This is a genomic window from Oceanimonas doudoroffii, from assembly GCF_002242685.1.
In the GTDB taxonomy this organism is placed as follows: domain Bacteria; phylum Pseudomonadota; class Gammaproteobacteria; order Enterobacterales; family Aeromonadaceae; genus Oceanimonas; species Oceanimonas doudoroffii.
Genome location: NZ_NBIM01000007.1, coordinates 69,190 through 85,740 on the forward strand (window position 1 = coordinate 69,190; position 16,551 = coordinate 85,740).

A 16,551-nucleotide genomic window follows, 5' to 3' on the forward strand; every position below is an offset into this window, starting at 1 on the left:
GCGCTTATCCCTTTGCTGCCAGGTTGACGGTGGGGTTCACCAGGCCGTAAATCAAATCGACGATGGTATTGGTGACCACAAAGATAAAGCCCACAAAAATCACATAGGTGGTGATCAGCGGCGTATCCACCCGAGTAATGGCCTCAAGGAACAACAGGCCAATGCCCGGCCACTGAAACACGGTTTCGGTGAGAATGGTGTAGGCCACCATGGTACCGATTTGCACCCCGCCCACGGTGATCAGCGGCAGCAGGGTGTTTTTCAGTGCATGCACAAACCAGATGCGATATTTGTCCAGGCCCTTGGCCCAGGCGAACTTGACGTATTCGGAGCTGAGCTGCTCCAGCATTTCCGAGCGCACCAGGCGAATAAACAGCGGCAGCATGATGGACGACAGCGCAATGCTCGGCAGGATCAGGTTGCGAAAGCCCTGCCAGTTAAACAGCCCCGACTCCCAGCCCAGCGGGCTGGTGAGTTCGCCCCGGCCGTAGGCGGGCAGCCAGCCCAGTTCAATGGAAAACACATACATCAGCAGAATGGCGGTGAGGAACACCGGCACCGAAATGCCCACTATGCTGACCCCCATAATGATTTTGGAGAGCACGGCCCTGGGCTTGATGGCCGAATACACCCCCAGCGGAATGCTCAGGGCGATGATCAGCACGCTGGCACAGAACACCAGCTCCAGGGTGGCGGGCAGCTTTTCAAAGATCACTTCTATGGTGGGCTGCTTGAAGAAATAGGAAGTGCCGAAATCGCCCTGCAGCACATTGCCCACAAAGCGGCCGTATTTGACCATAAAGGGATCGTTCAGGCCCATTTCGTCGCGCATCTGCTGACGCACTTCTTCCGACACCGACTGCCCCACCAGCTCACGCAGGGGGTCACCCAGGTTGTCCTGTATCGAGAAGGCCACCAGGCTGATGACAAACATCACCACCAGGGCCTGAAACACGCGTTTAAGCAGAAAAGTAAACATGCTTTAAGTTCCAACTGCGGGACCGGGGAATGGGGATCGGGAACCGATACCGGATGAGCCCGGTGCCGCGTCCCCGATCCCACCACTCGTTATTCCTTAACGACCAGATCGCCCAGATAGGGGAAGTCCATGGCGTTGACAATGGGCTCGGCATTCACATTGTCACGGGCGCCCCAGGCCAGGTTCTGCCAGTGCAGGGGCACGAAGGCGGCGTCGTCATAGAGCATTTTCTCCGCCTGCTGCAGCATGCTTTCCCGCTTGGCGCCGTCGGTTTCGACGTTGGCGTCTTCAATCAGCTTGTCCAGCGCCGGGTTGGCGTAATGGCCGCAATTGTACTGGCCCCGGCCGGTTTCCTCGTTGCGGGTCATGGTGAGGAATTCCGAGAAGTTGGCGGTGTCTTCGGTGTCGGAGTGCCAGCCAATCATCAGCATGTCGGCGGAGCACTTGTCGAACTCGGGCCAGTACTGGGCCACCGGCATGGTCTTGAGCTCCACGTCAATGTTGATGCGCGCCAGCATGGCCTTGACCGCCTCGGCAATGCGGTAGTCGTTCACATAGCGGTTGTTGGGGGCGATCATGCTGATCTTGAAGCCATCGGCGTAGCCGGCTTCCGCCATCAGCGCCTTGGCCTTGTCCAGATCATAAAGGGGCACCAGCTCCGGATTGTGACCCACATAACCCGCCGGCGCCTGCTGACCGGCAGTGGTGGCAAAGCCACGCATGATGCGCTTGACGATGCCTTCCTGGTTGATGGCGTAGTTCACCGCCTGGCGCACACGCACGTCGCGGAACGGTTCAAAGCGATCCTGGTTCATCTGGAAGGTAATGATGCGGGTGCCCGGCTCGGTCACCAGCTTGACGCCGCTGGCGGATTCCACCCGTTTGTGATCGTTGGGCGATACCGGCTTGATAAAGTCCACGTCACCGGCCAGCAGGGCGGCCACTCGAGTGGCGTCTTCCTTGATCGGCACCAGGGTCATGTTGTTCACGTTGCCGGGAGAAGATGTGTCCCAGTAATCGGCGTTGCGCTCATATTCCACCTTGACCCCCTGCTGGCGGAACTTCAGCTTGAAGGGGCCGGTGCCGGACGGGTTGGTGGAGGCAAAGGAGCTGCCGTGCTTGATCACCTCGCCCTTGTCCTTGCCGTCTGCGGTGGTGCCGGTATAGAACTTGGAGTCCATCGGGAACAGATAGGTGACGGTGTTCAGCACCAACGGGAACGGGCCCTTGGTCACCAGATCCACGGTGTGCTCATCCACCTTTTTGGCCTCGGAGAAAGGCTCGAACAACGCCTTGAAGTCGGGAGAGGTTTTCAGGCGGTTAAAGGTCCAGATCACGTCGTCGGCGGTAAAGGGGTTGCCGCTGTGAAAGGTCACGCCCTGGCGCAGATGAAAGCGCATGGTGTTGTCGTCCACCCGCTCCCACTTCTCCGCCAGCCGCGCTTCAAATTTAAAATCCTTGGTCCAGCGAACCAGGGGGTCAAACACCAGGTGCGACAGCTCCAGGGTGGCCCCCGACAGCTGCTCGTGCGGATCCATGGACACCGGATCGGCGTCGTAGGCAATGGTGATGTCGGCGGCCTGGGCACTGAAGGCAACACCGGCGGCCACCAGGGCAGCAGCTATTCTGTTGAGTCCTTTTTTCATTTCGCACTCCATTTACTGGGTTAACGTTGGCCCTCAGGCCTGTTGTGAAATATCCAGCCCTTCCCGGGACATGCCCTTGAACTCCGGCATCAGGGAGATCAGCGAGCGACTGTAGGGATCCGCGGCATGGGTAAAGAGTTGTTCGGTGGGCGCCACCTCCACCAGGGTGCCTTTTTTCATCACCCCGATGCGGTCGCACATCTGCCGAATCACCGGCAGATCGTGGCTGATAAACAGCATGGTCAGCTTGAGCTCGTCCTGCAGATCCTTGAGCAGGTTGAGGATCTGCGCCTGCACCGACACATCCAGCGCCGAGGTGGGCTCATCGCAGATCAGCAGCCTCGGTCGAGTGGCCAGGGCCCGGGCAATGGAAATGCGCTGGCGCTGGCCGCCGGAAAATTCGTGGGGGTATTTGACCCCGGCGGCGCGGCCCAGGCCCACGTAGTCGAGCAGATCAGCGACGATGCCACGAGCCTGAGCGTCATTGTCGGCCAGGCCGTGAAAACGAATGGGCTCGGCGATAATGTCTTCCACCCGCATGCGCGGATTGAGCGACGAATAAGGGTTCTGAAACACCATTTGCATCTGCCGGCGCAGCGGGCGGCGTTCCTGCTCGGTCTTGATGGCGGTAAGTTCGATGCCCTCAAACCAGATTTTGCCGGTATCGGGCGGATACAGCCCGGTAATGGCCCGGGCTATGGTGGACTTGCCGGAGCCCGACTCCCCCACCAGACCAAAGGTCTCGCCCTCATGGATCTCAAAGCTGACATCATTGGTGGCCTGCAGGTATTCCCGCCGTGACGGAAAAATCGAATCCTTGGTCACAAAGCGCAGGTTGCAGTGCTCCACTCGAAGCAGGGCGCCTTCATAGTCGCGCTGATCCTGGCTTTGGCCCAGCCAGTGGCTTTTCAGATCCAGGCTGGCCTTTTCCTTGACGTCTTCAATGTAGGACACCAGCGGAAAGCGCCGCAGCTTGATGTCGGAGCGGGGCACGGCGGAGATAAGGCTGCGGGTATAGGCGTGCTCGGGCGTGCCCAGCACTCGCTCGGTGGCACCGATTTCCATCAGCTTGCCCCGGTACATGACCGCCACCCGGTCGGTGACGTTCGACACCACGCCCATGTCGTGGGTCACCAGCATGCAGCCCACATTGCGTTCCTTGCACAGGCCGCGAATGAGGGTGAGGATCTGATCCTGAATCGATACGTCCAGCGCCGTGGTAGGCTCGTCGGCAATGATCAGCTCCGGATCGCAGGACAGCGCAATGGCGATCACCACCCGCTGGCGCATGCCGCCGGAAAACTGATGCGGATATTGCTGAATGCGCAGCTCCGGTTGGGGAATGCCCACGGCATCGAGCAGGGAAATGGCCTTTTTACGGGCTTGCTCGCGGGTGAGGCCGGTGTTGGCCAGCAGGGTCTCGACCATCTGATACTCCACGGTAAACAGCGGATTCAGGGAGGTCATGGGATCCTGAAAAATAAAGCCGATGCGCTTGCCCCGTACCGTGCGCATGGCGCTGGCCGACAGCGCGGAGATCTTCTCGCCGTCCAGGTAGACATCGCCGCTGGCAATACGCCCGGGCGGGCTTAGCAGATCGATGACGGCGTTGCCGATGGTCGACTTGCCGGCGCCGGACTCACCAACCACGCCCAGAATTTCGCCCTTTTCGATGGTAAAGGAAAGATCTTCCACGGCGGCCATGACGCCGTGGCGGGACGGGTATTCAATCCGCAGGTTTTTAACTTCCAGTAACGACATGCTCATCCTTAAACGGGACTGGCGCCCGTTGCTGCGCCGGGGCGGCCGGTGGCTGAAGTGACCTTACTATAGCCTCGTTTGGCCACAACCCGGCTCACCGATCCGCAACAAAACGTTAACATCAGGGCGCATTCTAATCCGGTTGCAAACCAAAGACAAAGACTGATTACGCAGTTAAGCAGCAAATTTTCAGCATATATTTTTACACTTGAAAAACAATCCAGACTTTATGACTAGAACGTTATCCACAGACAGATCATGGTTAATATGGCTTGGCTGACCTCATCGGCGCCGCGCCCGCGTTGACGTACGGCAATTCAAACACGCCCGAGCCTGCGGCCGGCGTCTTCCCGGATGGGCAGGTGCTGCCTGTGGTTCTGTATTATCAAAAAATTCTTAATAGTCTTTTCGGTTCAGCCCTCTTTTTGCGAAATAAGCTCGGTCTCTATCATATGGAATACCTTGTCGCTGTAACTTAAAGAGGAGCCAACGATGCGCGTTAACAAGGCAACATTGAGTCTGGTATTGGCAGGAATTTTCGTTTCGCCGTTGTCATTCGCCGAAGATGTAAGCATGCAGTCCGAAGTTGTCACTGCAGAGGAAGTACAATGGGGTTACCTGAATCCCCTTCGTGGTATTAGAAGTCCAGGTGCTGCGGATCTTTGGGGGGATCGCACCAAGAATACCGCCGCGGGCATGCTGGTTAAATTCAACAAAGGGTTCTCATCTCCCCCCCATATTCACAATATCACCTATCGTGGCGTGGTCATCGAAGGGCTGATGCACAACGACGATCCCAAGGCCGAGTCCATGTGGATGCCCACCGGCTCATTCTGGACTCAGCCCGCCGGCGAGAACCACATTACTGCAGCAAATGGAGAGGAAAACCTCATCTACCTGGAAATTGACAGTGGTCCTTACCTTGTTCAACCTTCAGACGAGCACTTCGAAAACGGTGAAAAGCCAATCAACCTGCATGCCTCCAATATGGTGTGGCTGAGCCAGTCAGACATGAAATTGATTAAAGGCGAGGATGCAGAGGTTACCGCCCTATGGGGCAGCAACCAGGCCGGAGAGCTGGGCGGAACCCTGGTAAAACTTCCCGCCGGTTATACCGGCCAGATCCACGTCGATGCCGAAGAGTTTCGTGGCATTGTCATCAAGGGAGACGTTACCTACCGGTCTGCGGAAACCCGGGATGAAAAAGAGCTCGCAGCCGGCAGTTATTTTGGTTCAACCGGACAGTTCGATCACAATATCAGTGTATCCGGCCAGGATGCCATTCTTTACTTTCGTACCGATGGCAGATACCAGCTGCTCTCAAACCGCTGATGCCAGGAGCCTGGGTTGCCTGCCTCCAGGATGCTCTTACTCGGGTGCTCCCCTTGGTGAATGGAGAGTCACATTATGAATATTAAAGATTTACAAGTGTTCACCAAAATAGCAGAGCTTCTATCGATTACCGCCGCCGCCAATCAGCTGGATATGAGTACCGCCAAAGCCAGTACCGCATTAAAGCGTATAGAGAATGCATTGGGTGCCCAGCTCTTTGTGCGCACAACGCGTCAGCTACGGTTATCCCCAGAAGGGGAACGTTACCTGCCACTGTGCCAACAAGCCCTTGAATTACTGCATCAGGGCCAGATGACCATCAACGAGAGCCAGCCCTTTGTTCGTGGTGAGGTCAAGATGGCGATGTCATCGGAGATGGGACGCAACCTGATGCGTGACTTGCTCAACCGGGTGATGAGTCAACACCGGGAGGTAAGGGTCCGTTTGCATGTCAGCGACAGTCGTGTGGACTTTTACAGAGACGGGGTCGATGTAGCCTTGCGGGCGATGACTCGAACCGCCCTGCAGGACTTGAACCTGTACGGATTTAAAATATGCAATATTCCGCATCTGCTCTGTGCGTCACCCCAGTACCTGGTAGAGCACGGCTCCCCCACCACGCCTGAAGAGCTGTCTGAACACAATGCGTTACTGTATAAGCTTTACGAGGTCATGCATGATGACTGGGAGCTGTATAACGGCGAGACCAGATATAAAGTGAAAATGACCAGCAATCGCTGTGTTAACGATGGCGATATTGTTCGCCGTTGGTGTGTTGATGGTATGGGCATTGCCAAAAAATCGGCCATCGATGTTGCCGAGGATTTACTGGCCGGACGGCTACAAAGGGTCATGGTCGACTACAGGATTCCCCTGACCGAGTTGTGGCTTGTTACCCCCAGTCGCCAGATGTTCTCCCCGGCCATTCGATTGATTCGTGATGAATTAAAACTGACCATCAATCAACGCAGAGAGCGCTTAATCAAACAGGGCATTCTGAGTGAACCGGAGTGGCCCGTTTCCGACTAGAGCAGGCCACCTGCATATCGCCGGGCAAGAAAGAGGGGGGCCCCTATGTTGAAACAAGCCTGCAGACACAACCGGGTATCTGCAGGCCTGAGACGGGCGGTAATTGGCTTCTGCTCAGAGGTAAAGCGCCAGCCCCTGCAGGCAGACCAGGGCAAACAGGCCGGCAATCAGATCGTCGAGCATAATGCCAAAACCGCCGTGCACGCGGCGGTCGAACCAGCTGATCGGCCAGGGCTTGACCATGTCAAAGAAACGGAACAGCACAAAGCCAATGGCAATCCACTGCCAGCCCGCCGGGGCCGCCAGCATGGTCACGCCAAAACCGATAAATTCGTCCCACACGATGGCGCCGTGATCGTGCCGGCCAATGGCACTGGTGGCGGCATTGCAAATTTTGATGCCGGCCACAAAGCCCACCACCAGCAAGGCCACATAGAGCCACAGCGGCAGGCCCTGTATCAGCAGATACAGCGGAATGGCCGCCAGGGTACCCATGGTGCCGGGCATGATGGGGCTAAGGCCGGAGCCAAAGCCCAGGGCCAGCAGGTGCAACGGGTTGGACAGCTTCAGCGCCGCCAGTTCGGGCTTTCTCATTCGCCGCTCCGAAAGTGATCCCAGCTTCGGGCCGTCAGCTTATAGGGCTTCCCTTCCGCCAGCAGTTCCACTCCCGGCTCGCCGGCCACCATGCGGCCAATGCGGGTGAACTTGACCCCGCAATGGGCCAGGGCAGTTTCCAGCTGGCCCCGGTGCATTTCGGGTACGGTAAAGCACAGTTCATAATCGTCGCCGCCGGTCAGCGCCAGCTGCCAGCCCTGTTCCAGCCCGACGGTATCAATCATCGCCTGGCTCAGGGGCAGGTGCTCCAGCTCCAGCTGGGCACGCAGGCTGGAAGCGGCAGTGATATGACCCAGATCCCCGAGCAGGCCGTCGGACAGGTCCAGCGCGCTGGAGGCGATGTTACGCAGAGCCTGGCCGGCAAGAATGCGGGGGTGCGGGTGTTCAAACTTGGTGCGCACAAACTCGCAGTGCTGTTCGTCCACCGTGACCTTGCCCAGTTGCTGCTGCAGGCCCAGGGCCGCGTCCCCCAAAGTGCCGGTCACATAGATGCCGTCGCCGGCCTTGGCGCCGTTACGACGCAGACCCCGGTCTCTGGGCAGGGAGCCGTGCACGGTCACGGTGATCGACAGCGGCCCGCGGGTCATGTCGCCGCCCACCAGGGCCACGTTGTAATATTCCGCCAGTTCAAAGAAACCTTCGCAGAATCCGCGCAGCCAGGCCTCGTTTACCTCGGGCAAGGTCAGCGCCAGCGACACCCAGCATGGGTCGGCGCCCATGGCCGCCAGATCCGACAGATTGACCGCCAGCGCCCGGTGCCCCAGGGCCACCGGATCCATGTCGGCAAAGAAATGCACACCGGCCACCAGGGTGTCGGTGCTGACCGCCAGCAGGGTATTGGGCTGCATTTGCAGCAGGGCGCAGTCATCGCCCGGGCCCATGATCACGTCCTTGCGACCGCTGTCGGTGGTAAAATATTGTTTTATTATTTCAAACTCGTTCATAGAAAATGAAAAGCCAGCGTCAGCTGGCTTTTTTCCCGTGCATTTTGTTATTTTTTCAACTGCTTGACGACCTTGTCGAGCACACCATTCACGAACTTGTGACTGTCTTCGGCGGCGAACGCCTTGGCCAGTTCAATGGCTTCGTTGATCACGACCCGATAAGGCACATCTTCACGCCGGGTCAGCTCGTAGCAGGCCAACCGCAGCACCGCCTTGTCCACCATGTCCAGCTCGGCGAGCGGACGGGACAGGTAGGAAGAAAAGACGCCATCCAGATCGGCAGCGTGAACCGACACACCAAACAGCAGATCACGGAAATAGTCCATGTCCACACCCTTGGTTTCCTGCTCCAGGGCAAACTGCTGGGCAATGTCGGCCACGTTGTCTTTGGTCATTTGCCACTGGTAAATGGCCTGGGTGGCGAGTCGGCGGGCCTTGCGGCGTTCAGACGGTTTCAATGCAGTACTCCTCTCAGTCCAGCTGCTGCAGGACGTTAATCATTTCCAGCGCGCTCGAGGCCGCTTCCGCGCCCTTGTTACCCGCCTTGGTGCCGGCGCGCTCGATGGCTTGTTCAATGTTTTCGGTGGTCAGCACGCCAAAGGCGATGGGCACTTCATACTCCATCATCACGCCGGCCATGCCCTTGCTGTTTTCGTTGGCGACCAGATCAAAGTGATAGGTGCCGCCGCGGATCACGCAGCCCAGGGCCACGATGGCGTCATACTTACCGGTTTTGGCCAGTTTTTTACAGGCCAGGGCGATTTCTACCGCGCCGGGTACCCGTACCAGGGTAATGTTATCGTCCTTGACCTGACCCTGACGCTTAAGCACGTCGAGGGCGCCGGCCACCAGGCTGTCGTTGATGAAGCTGTTGAAACGGGCGACCACGATGGCCACTTTGGCCTCGGGTGCGGCCATCAGCCCTTCGATTACCTTCATGGGAATCCTTGTTTGCAGAAAAGTGCGCACATTCTAGCACAATCGGCGATTGACAAAAGCCTTGGGGCGCCCTTGACGAGGGCGTCGGCGACAAGTGGCGCAGCCCCCGGTGCTGGGCTCAGTCGCCGGCGTTCGTGCTCGCCTCGCCGGCATCATCCTGGCGTTGCAGCAGGCACAGACGGGTTTCACCGGGCATGTCGACATTAGCCTGATCCAGGGTCTGCTTGATGGTTTTCACCACCCGGGCATGGGTTTGCGTGACCGAGCCCTGCTGACTGTCGGTCCACCAGCGCACGCGAATGGTGACCCAGCTGGCGGCCAGATCCCAGGGCAGCGCCTGCACGCCCTGCTCCTGGCTGACCCCTTCCACCTTGGCCACCGCTCGCACCAGCAACTCGCAGGCCCGGTCGATGTCGTCCTCATAGCCAATGCCCACATCATACTGGCTGCGCCGCTGCTCGTAGGCGGTTTTGACCAGCACGGCATTGGTGTAGATATCGCTGTTGGGAATGACGATACGCCGGCCGTCATGGGTCTTGATGATGGTGGCGCGGGTTTCAATGCGCTCCACCGTGCCCTCATGGCCATTCACTTCAATCTGATCGCGAATGTTAAAGGGCTGGCGCAGCAGGATCAGCAGCCCGGCCAGCCAGTTTTGCAGTATGTCCTTGAAGGCAAAGCCAATGGCCACCGAACTCACCCCCAGCCCGGCGATCAGATCCCCCGGTTTCAGGCTGGGAATGACAATGGTCGCCGCCAGCAGAAACCCCAGCAGCACCATGGCCCATTTGACAAAGCCTCCCAGCACCTCCCCCAGGTTTTCCCGTTCTCGCCGGCGAGCGTGGGCCAGCACCATGCGCCGCACCATCACCGCCAGGCCATAAAACAGCGCCAACACCAGCAGGGCCACCACTATATTGGGCACCAGCCGTACGGCGCCATCGAGCCAGCTGTCCAGCCGCTCCATGATGACACCGGGATCCATGTCGATTTGCTGGTATTGATCCTGTTCGCCGCCGGGCTGAGTGTCGTGCTGTGACATGATGTCCTCCTGCCGGTGCGCTGCCGCTCGCACCTCCTACAAGCGTAGGCCATGGCCACCCTACGGGCGACGAGGAAGACAGGACTCACAAAGAACCTTTCGTGCGAGTGTGCAAGTCCGTACAAATACCTTAGAGTAGACAGACGGCGGACAACGGCCGGTTGTTCGGCTCCTCGGCGCGTTCACTGCGTGGCCCATCTTCATATCAAGCAATTCAAGGGGTATTTATGCTGCCGGAACGGCGCGGCGATCTGCTTATACTCACCGCCACCCTGCTGGCCTCGGCGGGCTGGCTGTTTTCCAAGGAGGCGATCTCCGCCCTGCCCCCGGCGGGCTTCGTGGGCTGGCGCTTTGTACTGGCGGCACTGATCCTGCTGCCCTTCTGTTATCGTCAGCTGCGGGCCACCTCGTTCGCCAACCTGCTCAAAACCGCCGGCATCGGTCTGGTGATGACCCTGAATCTGATTTTCTGGATTCAGGCGGTAATGCACAGCGATGGCATTGGCGAAGGCGCCTTTATCATGAGCCTGGCCATGCTGATGGTACCGCCGCTGGCCTGGTTGTTATTTCGCGAGCGACCCGGCCGTCAGTTCTGGCTGGCGCTGCCCATTGCCGTAACCGGACTGTTTTTGCTGACCTCGGGCAACGGCCTTTCCCTCTCCCTCGGTCAGCTGCTGTTTCTGCTGGCCTCGGTGTCACTGGCGCTGTATTTCAGCCTGAACAGCCGTTTTGCCCGACGGGTGGATCCCATGGCGCTTACCTTTGTGCAGCTGGCGGTCACCGGCATTATGCATCTGGGCTATTCCGCCCTGTTTGAACGCTGGCCCGAGCAGGTGGCACCCGATATCTGGGGCTGGTTTGCCGCCAGCGTTTTACTGGCCACCTCGCTGCGCTTTTTCTGCCAGAGCGCCGGGCAAAAATTCAGTAACGTCGCCAACGCCGCCCTGATCATGATGCTGGAGCCGATATGGACGGTGCTGATCAGCGTGTTCTGGTATCACGAGCCGATGCCGGTCCAGAAGATCATGGGGTGTGTGCTAATTTTGCTGGCGCTGCTCAGCTTTCGCAGCCGGGCGCTGTATGAGTGGTATCGCAATCGCCGGGCCATGAAGGTGAGACGTGAGACGTGAGACGTGTAGTCGGTTGGCAATCAGCGAAACGAATTCCAACACAAAGGCGCCAGTGAAAGGTCGGGATTCGCTGCGCTCATCCCAACCTACGCCAGAACGTGCTTTCGGCTCCCCGGTGGGGGATTACTTCGCGGTCAGTGCATCACCCTGAAACTCGATGCCCATCCAGCCGGTTTTCATAAAGTTGCGAATGTTCTGGTGATCGTCGCCGTCCGGGTTGCCCAGCACGTCGTCACGGTAGAAGGCGCCAAAGCAGGCCAGGGTTTCCTGCTCGTCAAAGCCCTGCAACCGGGCAAAGGCAAACAGCTTGCAGGAGCCGTTGTTCTGGCCGGCGTCATTACGCTGTTCGCCATTGGTAAAGGCCACCGGATGGAACTCGTAAAGGCCGTCAATCAGCGCCATCACCTCGGCGAATTCAATGGTTTCCGGCGCGTCGGCCAGCTTGCTCTGCAATTCCTGAATATTCATGAAGGTTCCTTTTGCTTATTTGAGTGCCAGGCAGCGGCACAGAAAACGGGAAATATCGGCAATCTCCTCGGCACACACGGCGTGCGGCATGGGATAACTGTGATATTCGGGCACATGGCCGAGGGCTTCCAGGGCACGGCAGGCACGCAGCCCCAGCTGCTCGCTCACCACCGGATCCTGCGTGCCGTGCAGCACCTGAATGGGCAGCGCACGGTTGGCCTCGCTCGGTACTATGCTGTCGGCGGTGGCGAAATAGGTCGACATGGCAATCAGCCCGCCCAGGGGCTGGTCATAGCCCAATGCCGCCTCATAGGCCACGGCGCCCCCCTGAGAAAAGCCCGCCAGCACGATACGCCGGCTGTCGATGCCGGCGGCCAACTGCTGTTCAATCAGCTCCACCACCGCCGCCGCCGAGGCGCGCAACTGGGTTTCATCCACCTTGCGGTCGATATCCATGGCCAGAATGTCATACCAGGCGGGCATGGCCATGCCGCCGTTAATGGTCACCGGCATGGCCGGCGCATGGGGAAACACAAAGCGCACCGCCGCAGTAGCAGGCAACCCCAGCTCGGGCACGATGGGGGCAAAATCATGGCCGTCGGCGCCCAGGCCGTGCAGCCAAATCACGCAGGCATCGGGGTTGGCGGCGGTGTCGTGACACAGATACTCAAGCATGGCGGCTCTCCGAAAGTGAATGGGCGTCCAGCGAATGGGGATACAGCTCAATTTCAATCAGCGGCCAAGAGGCATCGGCAGGTGCCAGGGTCAGGGCCTCGCCCGGTTCCAGCAGCCACAACCTGGGTGCGTCGCCGTGCTCATAGCACAGCCGGGCCTGCGCCCCTTCGCTGATAAAGCCCTCGCCGGCCCGGCGCCGGTGCACTCGCAGGCTGGCCCTGCCCCAGTCGCGGCGGACCATCAGGTTGAAGTCGAGGCATTCCCCGCCCAGCAGCCGGCAGTGCACCGCTTGCTCACCGGCAAAGTGCAGTGGCGCAAAGGGGGTGTCCAGACGGTGCGGCTCACCGGCCAGATCGAGTGCAAAGCCGTCGCCGCTCAGCAGCATCAGTACCCGGTCCACCCCGGGAAAATACGAAAAGGGCCCGCTTTGCCCTACCCGGGCCATGGACAGGCGCAGATCAAACTCGCCCTCGGCGGGCAACCGGAACAGCTCACGGGTGGTGCCGCCGCCGTTTTTCCAGGGCATGTCGGTAAAATCGGCACTGGTCAGCAACTTGCTCATTGAAAGGCTCCCACAAAAAGTCCGGCCGGCATCATGCCGGCCGGAACGGTGTGCCGTTGGTCCGGCCTTATTCGGTGACGTATTCCACCACTTCCAGGCCAAAGCCCGACAGCGCGTGGTAGCGCTTGGGGGAGCTCAGCAGGCGCATCTTGCCTACCCCCATGGCGCGCAAAATCTGCGAGCCCACACCCACTCGGCGGGACGTGCCCTGGCGCTTGGCCGCCTCCGGGCGCTCGCCCTTGTCGGCGGCTTCAAACATGCGAACTACCGACAACAGATGATCCGGGGTTTCTTCCTTGCCGAGGATCACCAGCACGCCGCCTTCATCGGCAATGCGCGCCATCGATTTGTCCAGCGGCCAGCTGCGGCTGGCGTGGCGATCGGTCATCAGCACGTCGCTCAGCATGTCGTGAATATGCACTCGCACCAGCGCCGGCTGGTCTGCCTTGATCTCGCCCTTGCGCATCGCAAAGTGCACCTGGTTATCGATGGTGTCGCGGAAGGTCACCAGCTCAAACTCGCCGTGCTCGGTGGGCAGCTTGCAGCGGGCCACCTGCTCGATGGTGGTTTCGTTCTCGTTGCGGTACTCGATGAGATCGGCAATGGTGCCCAGCTTGATGCCGTGCTCCTCGGCAAACTTCTCCAGGTCCGGGCGGCGCGCCATGGTGCCGTCTTCGTTGAGAATTTCCACGATCACCGCCGCCGGCTCCACCCCCGCCAGCCGGGCCAGATCGCAGCCCGCCTCGGTGTGGCCGGCGCGGGTCAGCACACCGCCGTTCTGGGCCTTGAGCGGAAAGATATGGCCGGGCTGTACCAGGTCGGCGGGCTTGGCGTCCTTGGCCACGGCGGCCTGCACGGTGCGGGCCCGGTCGGCGGCGGAGATACCGGTGGTCACCCCTTCGGCGGCCTCAATAGAGACGGTAAAGGCGGTAGAGAACTGCTCGGTGTTGCGGCTCACCATCTGGGGAATGTCGAGCTGGCGGCAGCGGGCCTCGGTCAGGGTCAGGCAGATCAGGCCCCGGCCGTATTTGGCCATAAAGTTGATGTCTTCCGGACGCACGTGTTCGGCGGCCATGATCAGATCGCCTTCGTTTTCCCGGTCTTCGTCATCCATCAGAATGACCATTTTGCCCTGACGAATGTCGTCGATGATTTCCTGGGTACTGCTTAAGGCCATGATGTTCCCCTTGGTTGATTCGGTTAGCCGCTATTTCACAAAACCGCTGGCGGCCAGGGTCGCCAGAGTAAGTCCGCTCGACGCCTGAGTCTGGCCACCGGCCAGCAGGCGTTCCAGGTAGCGGGCGATAATGTCTACCTCCAGGTTGACGCTGCGGCCAACCTGCCAGTCGTTCAGTGTGGTGTTATTTAATGTATGGGGCACCAGCGTCAATTTAAAGGCCGCGCCCGATACCGCGTTCACGGTCAGGCTGATGCCGTCCACGGTAATGGAGCCCTTTTCGGCAATATAGCGGGAAAGTTCGGCCGGGGCGTCGACCCACAGCTCAATGGCAAAGCCCACCTTGCTCTTTTTGCTGATGCGGCCCACGCCGTCCACATGGCCGGACACCAGGTGACCGCCGAGGCGGGTGGTGGGCAGCAGCGCCTTTTCCAGGTTTACCGCCTGGCCCGACTGGTAGTCGGCAAAGCCGGTGCGATTAAGGGTTTCAATCGACACGTCGGCGCAGTAGTAATCCTTGCCCAGTTCGGTCACGGTGAGGCAGACGCCGTTGGTGGCGATGGAGTCGCCCAGGGCGACGTCGGAGAGATCCAGCGCCGGGCAATGAATGCGGATCACCGAGGAGGCGCCCTTTCGCTCGATGGCGGCCAGGGTGCCGGTGGCTTCAACAATACCGGTAAACATCAGTCGGTTACCCTTGCAGTCAGTTTGAGATCACCACCCACCAGGCGGCAATCCTGCCAGGCCAGCCGGGGCGGCTGGCTCATGGCGGTAAATTCGGGCAGCGCCAGCAGGCCCCGGGCCGGGTTGCCCATCAGCATGGGCGCCTGATACAGAATCAGTTCATTCACCAGGCCGGCACCAAACAGGGCACCGCCAAGGGTCGCCCCCGCCTCGACCCAGAGGTAATTCAGCTGACGCCGGCCCAATTCTTCCAGCAACAACTCCAGGTCCAGCTTGCCATCGGCGGCCAGGGGCAGCACGCATTCTTCCACCTCGTCGCCAAAGCCACCGGTCACCTCGCCGCGTAGCAGCAGCACCGGGCCGGGCTGCGCAAACAGCCGCAGCCCGGCATGCAGCCGGTTTTGCGTGTCGATTACGATGCGCAACGGCTGGCGCAGCTCGGCTTCGGCATAGTCCTGGCGCAGCGACGCCGGCAACTCTTGCCAGCGCACGTTGAGGGCGGCGTTGTCCATCAGCACGGTATCGGCGCCGGAAAGAATGGCGCAGCTTTGCGCCCGGTGGCGCTGCACATCACGCCGGGCCGCCGGGCCGGTAATCCACTGGCTTTCGCCGTTGGCGAGCGCGGTGCGGCCATCCAGGCTGGCGGCCAGCTTCAGGGTCACAAAGGGACGGCCGGTGCGCATGCGGTGCAAAAAGCCCACATTCACCGCCTCGGCCTCATCGGTCATCAGGCCGGCCTCGGCCCGAATGCCCGCGTCCTGCAGCATGGCCAGGCCGCGACCGGCAACCTGGGGGTTGGGATCCACCATGGCGGCCACCACTCTGGACACGCCGGCGTCAATCAGACCCTGGGCACAGGGCGGGGTGCGACCATAATGGGAACAGGGCTCCAGGGTAACGTAGGCGGTGGCGCCCTGAGCGGCCTCACCGGCGGCCTGCAGCGCAAAGACTTCGGCATGAGGGCCGCCGGCACGCCGGTGAAAGCCCTCGCCCACCAGTTGACCGTCTTTCACGATCACGCAACCCACCGCCGGGTTGGGGCTGGTGGTAAAACGGCCACGGCGGGCCAGCTCAAGCGCCCTGGCCATCCAGCGCGCATCTTGGGTTGTGAACACTTATTGCTCCAGGCGGGCTATCTCTTCGCCAAACTGGCGCAGATCCTCAAAACAACGGTACACCGAGGCAAAGCGAATATAGGCGACCTTGTCGAGCTGCTTGAGCTCGTCCATCACCAGGTTGCCCACCAGCTCGGATTTGACTTCCCGCTCGCCGGTGGCCCGCAGCCGCGACTTGATGCGGCTGATGGACTGCTCGATGGCCTCGGTGCTGACCGGACGCTTTTCCAGCGCCCGCTGCATGCCGGCTTCCAGCTTGTCTTCGTTAAAGGGCTCGCGAATGCCGCTGGTTTTGATGATGCGCGGCATCACCAGCTCGGCGGTTTCAAAGGTGGTGAAACGCTCCCGGCAGGCATTGCACTCACGCCGCCGGCGCACCTGCAGGCCATCGCCCACCAGACGGGAGTCGATTACCTTGGTTTCGGTTGCGTTGCAAAAGGGGCAGTGCATGGT

19 protein-coding genes are annotated in these 16,551 nt (G+C 60.0%); 4 read left to right on the forward strand and 15 right to left on the reverse strand.

The window, feature by feature from the left end:
- Window positions 1-4 precede the first annotated feature (4 nt).
- From B6S08_RS15435 to B6S08_RS15445, 3 genes are all read right to left on the reverse strand, one after another.
- Window positions 5-979, reverse strand: a complete 975-nt coding sequence (locus B6S08_RS15435; protein WP_094201706.1) for an ABC transporter permease — start codon at window positions 977-979, stop codon at window positions 5-7.
- Window positions 980-1,068: 89 nt separating this feature from the next.
- Entirely contained in the window at window positions 1,069-2,625 is a 1,557-nt protein-coding gene (locus tag B6S08_RS15440; protein ID WP_094201707.1) for an ABC transporter substrate-binding protein, read from the reverse strand.
- A gap of 33 nt (window positions 2,626-2,658) precedes the next feature.
- Window positions 2,659-4,386, reverse strand: a complete 1,728-nt coding sequence (locus tag B6S08_RS15445) for a dipeptide ABC transporter ATP-binding protein (RefSeq protein ID WP_094201708.1) — start codon at window positions 4,384-4,386, stop codon at window positions 2,659-2,661.
- Between the two features lie 272 nt (window positions 4,387-4,658).
- Between B6S08_RS15445 and B6S08_RS15450 the strand changes: the two genes are divergently transcribed.
- The 3 genes from B6S08_RS15450 (at window position 4,659) to B6S08_RS15460 (ending at window position 6,747) form a co-directional block, all read left to right on the forward strand.
- Window positions 4,659-4,865 (forward strand): hypothetical protein, encoded by a 207-nt coding sequence (locus tag B6S08_RS15450; protein WP_094201709.1) that lies wholly within the window; start codon window positions 4,659-4,661, stop codon window positions 4,863-4,865.
- 13 nt (window positions 4,866-4,878) lie between these two features.
- Window positions 4,879-5,718, forward strand: coding sequence for a DUF4437 domain-containing protein (locus tag B6S08_RS15455; protein ID WP_094201710.1), 840 nt, complete (start codon window positions 4,879-4,881; stop codon window positions 5,716-5,718).
- Window positions 5,719-5,793: 75 nt separating this feature from the next.
- Window positions 5,794-6,747, forward strand: a complete 954-nt coding sequence (locus B6S08_RS15460; RefSeq protein ID WP_094201711.1) for a LysR family transcriptional regulator — start codon at window positions 5,794-5,796, stop codon at window positions 6,745-6,747.
- Window positions 6,748-6,861: 114 nt separating this feature from the next.
- Here B6S08_RS15460 and B6S08_RS15465 read toward each other — a convergent pair whose 3' ends face one another.
- The 5 genes from B6S08_RS15465 to B6S08_RS15485 all read right to left on the reverse strand — a co-directional run bounded on the left by B6S08_RS15465 (window position 6,862) and on the right by B6S08_RS15485 (window position 10,287).
- A complete protein-coding gene (locus B6S08_RS15465; protein ID WP_094201712.1) occupies window positions 6,862-7,341 on the reverse strand; it encodes a phosphatidylglycerophosphatase A in 480 nt (159 codons plus the stop codon).
- The gene (gene thiL, locus B6S08_RS15470; RefSeq protein ID WP_094201713.1) at window positions 7,338-8,306 is read right to left on the reverse strand and encodes a thiamine-phosphate kinase; all 969 of its coding nucleotides are present in this window, start codon (window positions 8,304-8,306) and stop codon (window positions 7,338-7,340) included. Before thiL ends, B6S08_RS15465 begins: the two co-directional genes overlap by 4 nt.
- Window positions 8,307-8,353: 47 nt before the next feature.
- Complete coding sequence (nusB, locus tag B6S08_RS15475; protein ID WP_094201714.1) at window positions 8,354-8,764, reverse strand: transcription antitermination factor NusB; 411 nt, start codon at window positions 8,762-8,764, stop codon at window positions 8,354-8,356.
- A 13-nt stretch (window positions 8,765-8,777) separates the two neighbouring features.
- On the reverse strand, window positions 8,778-9,245 hold the full coding sequence (gene ribH, locus B6S08_RS15480) for a 6,7-dimethyl-8-ribityllumazine synthase (RefSeq protein ID WP_094201715.1): 468 nt from the start codon (window positions 9,243-9,245) through the stop codon (window positions 8,778-8,780).
- 118 nt (window positions 9,246-9,363) lie between these two features.
- Complete coding sequence (locus B6S08_RS15485) at window positions 9,364-10,287, reverse strand: mechanosensitive ion channel family protein (RefSeq protein WP_094201716.1); 924 nt, start codon at window positions 10,285-10,287, stop codon at window positions 9,364-9,366.
- 227 nt (window positions 10,288-10,514) lie between these two features.
- Here B6S08_RS15485 and B6S08_RS15490 point away from each other — a divergent pair, with 227 nt between their 5' ends.
- Window positions 10,515-11,417, forward strand: a complete 903-nt coding sequence (locus B6S08_RS15490) for a DMT family transporter (protein WP_094201717.1) — start codon at window positions 10,515-10,517, stop codon at window positions 11,415-11,417.
- 123 nt (window positions 11,418-11,540) lie between these two features.
- Here B6S08_RS15490 and B6S08_RS15495 read toward each other — a convergent pair whose 3' ends face one another.
- The 7 genes from B6S08_RS15495 to nrdR form a co-directional block, all read right to left on the reverse strand.
- A complete protein-coding gene (locus B6S08_RS15495) occupies window positions 11,541-11,885 on the reverse strand; it encodes a HopJ type III effector protein (RefSeq protein WP_094201718.1) in 345 nt (114 codons plus the stop codon).
- A gap of 15 nt (window positions 11,886-11,900) precedes the next feature.
- Complete coding sequence (locus B6S08_RS15500) at window positions 11,901-12,560, reverse strand: alpha/beta hydrolase (RefSeq protein ID WP_094201719.1); 660 nt, start codon at window positions 12,558-12,560, stop codon at window positions 11,901-11,903.
- Window positions 12,553-13,122 (reverse strand): HutD/Ves family protein, encoded by a 570-nt coding sequence (locus tag B6S08_RS15505; RefSeq protein ID WP_094201720.1) that lies wholly within the window; start codon window positions 13,120-13,122, stop codon window positions 12,553-12,555. Before B6S08_RS15505 ends, B6S08_RS15500 begins: the two co-directional genes overlap by 8 nt.
- A gap of 67 nt (window positions 13,123-13,189) precedes the next feature.
- Complete coding sequence (gene ribBA / locus B6S08_RS15510) at window positions 13,190-14,299, reverse strand: bifunctional 3,4-dihydroxy-2-butanone-4-phosphate synthase/GTP cyclohydrolase II (protein WP_094201721.1); 1,110 nt, start codon at window positions 14,297-14,299, stop codon at window positions 13,190-13,192.
- Window positions 14,300-14,329: 30 nt separating this feature from the next.
- Window positions 14,330-14,983 (reverse strand): riboflavin synthase, encoded by a 654-nt coding sequence (locus B6S08_RS15515; RefSeq protein WP_094201722.1) that lies wholly within the window; start codon window positions 14,981-14,983, stop codon window positions 14,330-14,332.
- Complete coding sequence (gene ribD / locus B6S08_RS15520; RefSeq protein WP_094201723.1) at window positions 14,983-16,098, reverse strand: bifunctional diaminohydroxyphosphoribosylaminopyrimidine deaminase/5-amino-6-(5-phosphoribosylamino)uracil reductase RibD; 1,116 nt, start codon at window positions 16,096-16,098, stop codon at window positions 14,983-14,985. Before ribD ends, B6S08_RS15515 begins: the two co-directional genes overlap by 1 nt.
- Window positions 16,099-16,548, reverse strand: a complete 450-nt coding sequence (gene nrdR, locus B6S08_RS15525) for a transcriptional regulator NrdR (protein WP_094201724.1) — start codon at window positions 16,546-16,548, stop codon at window positions 16,099-16,101.
- Between the last annotated feature and the right edge of the window lie 3 nt (window positions 16,549-16,551).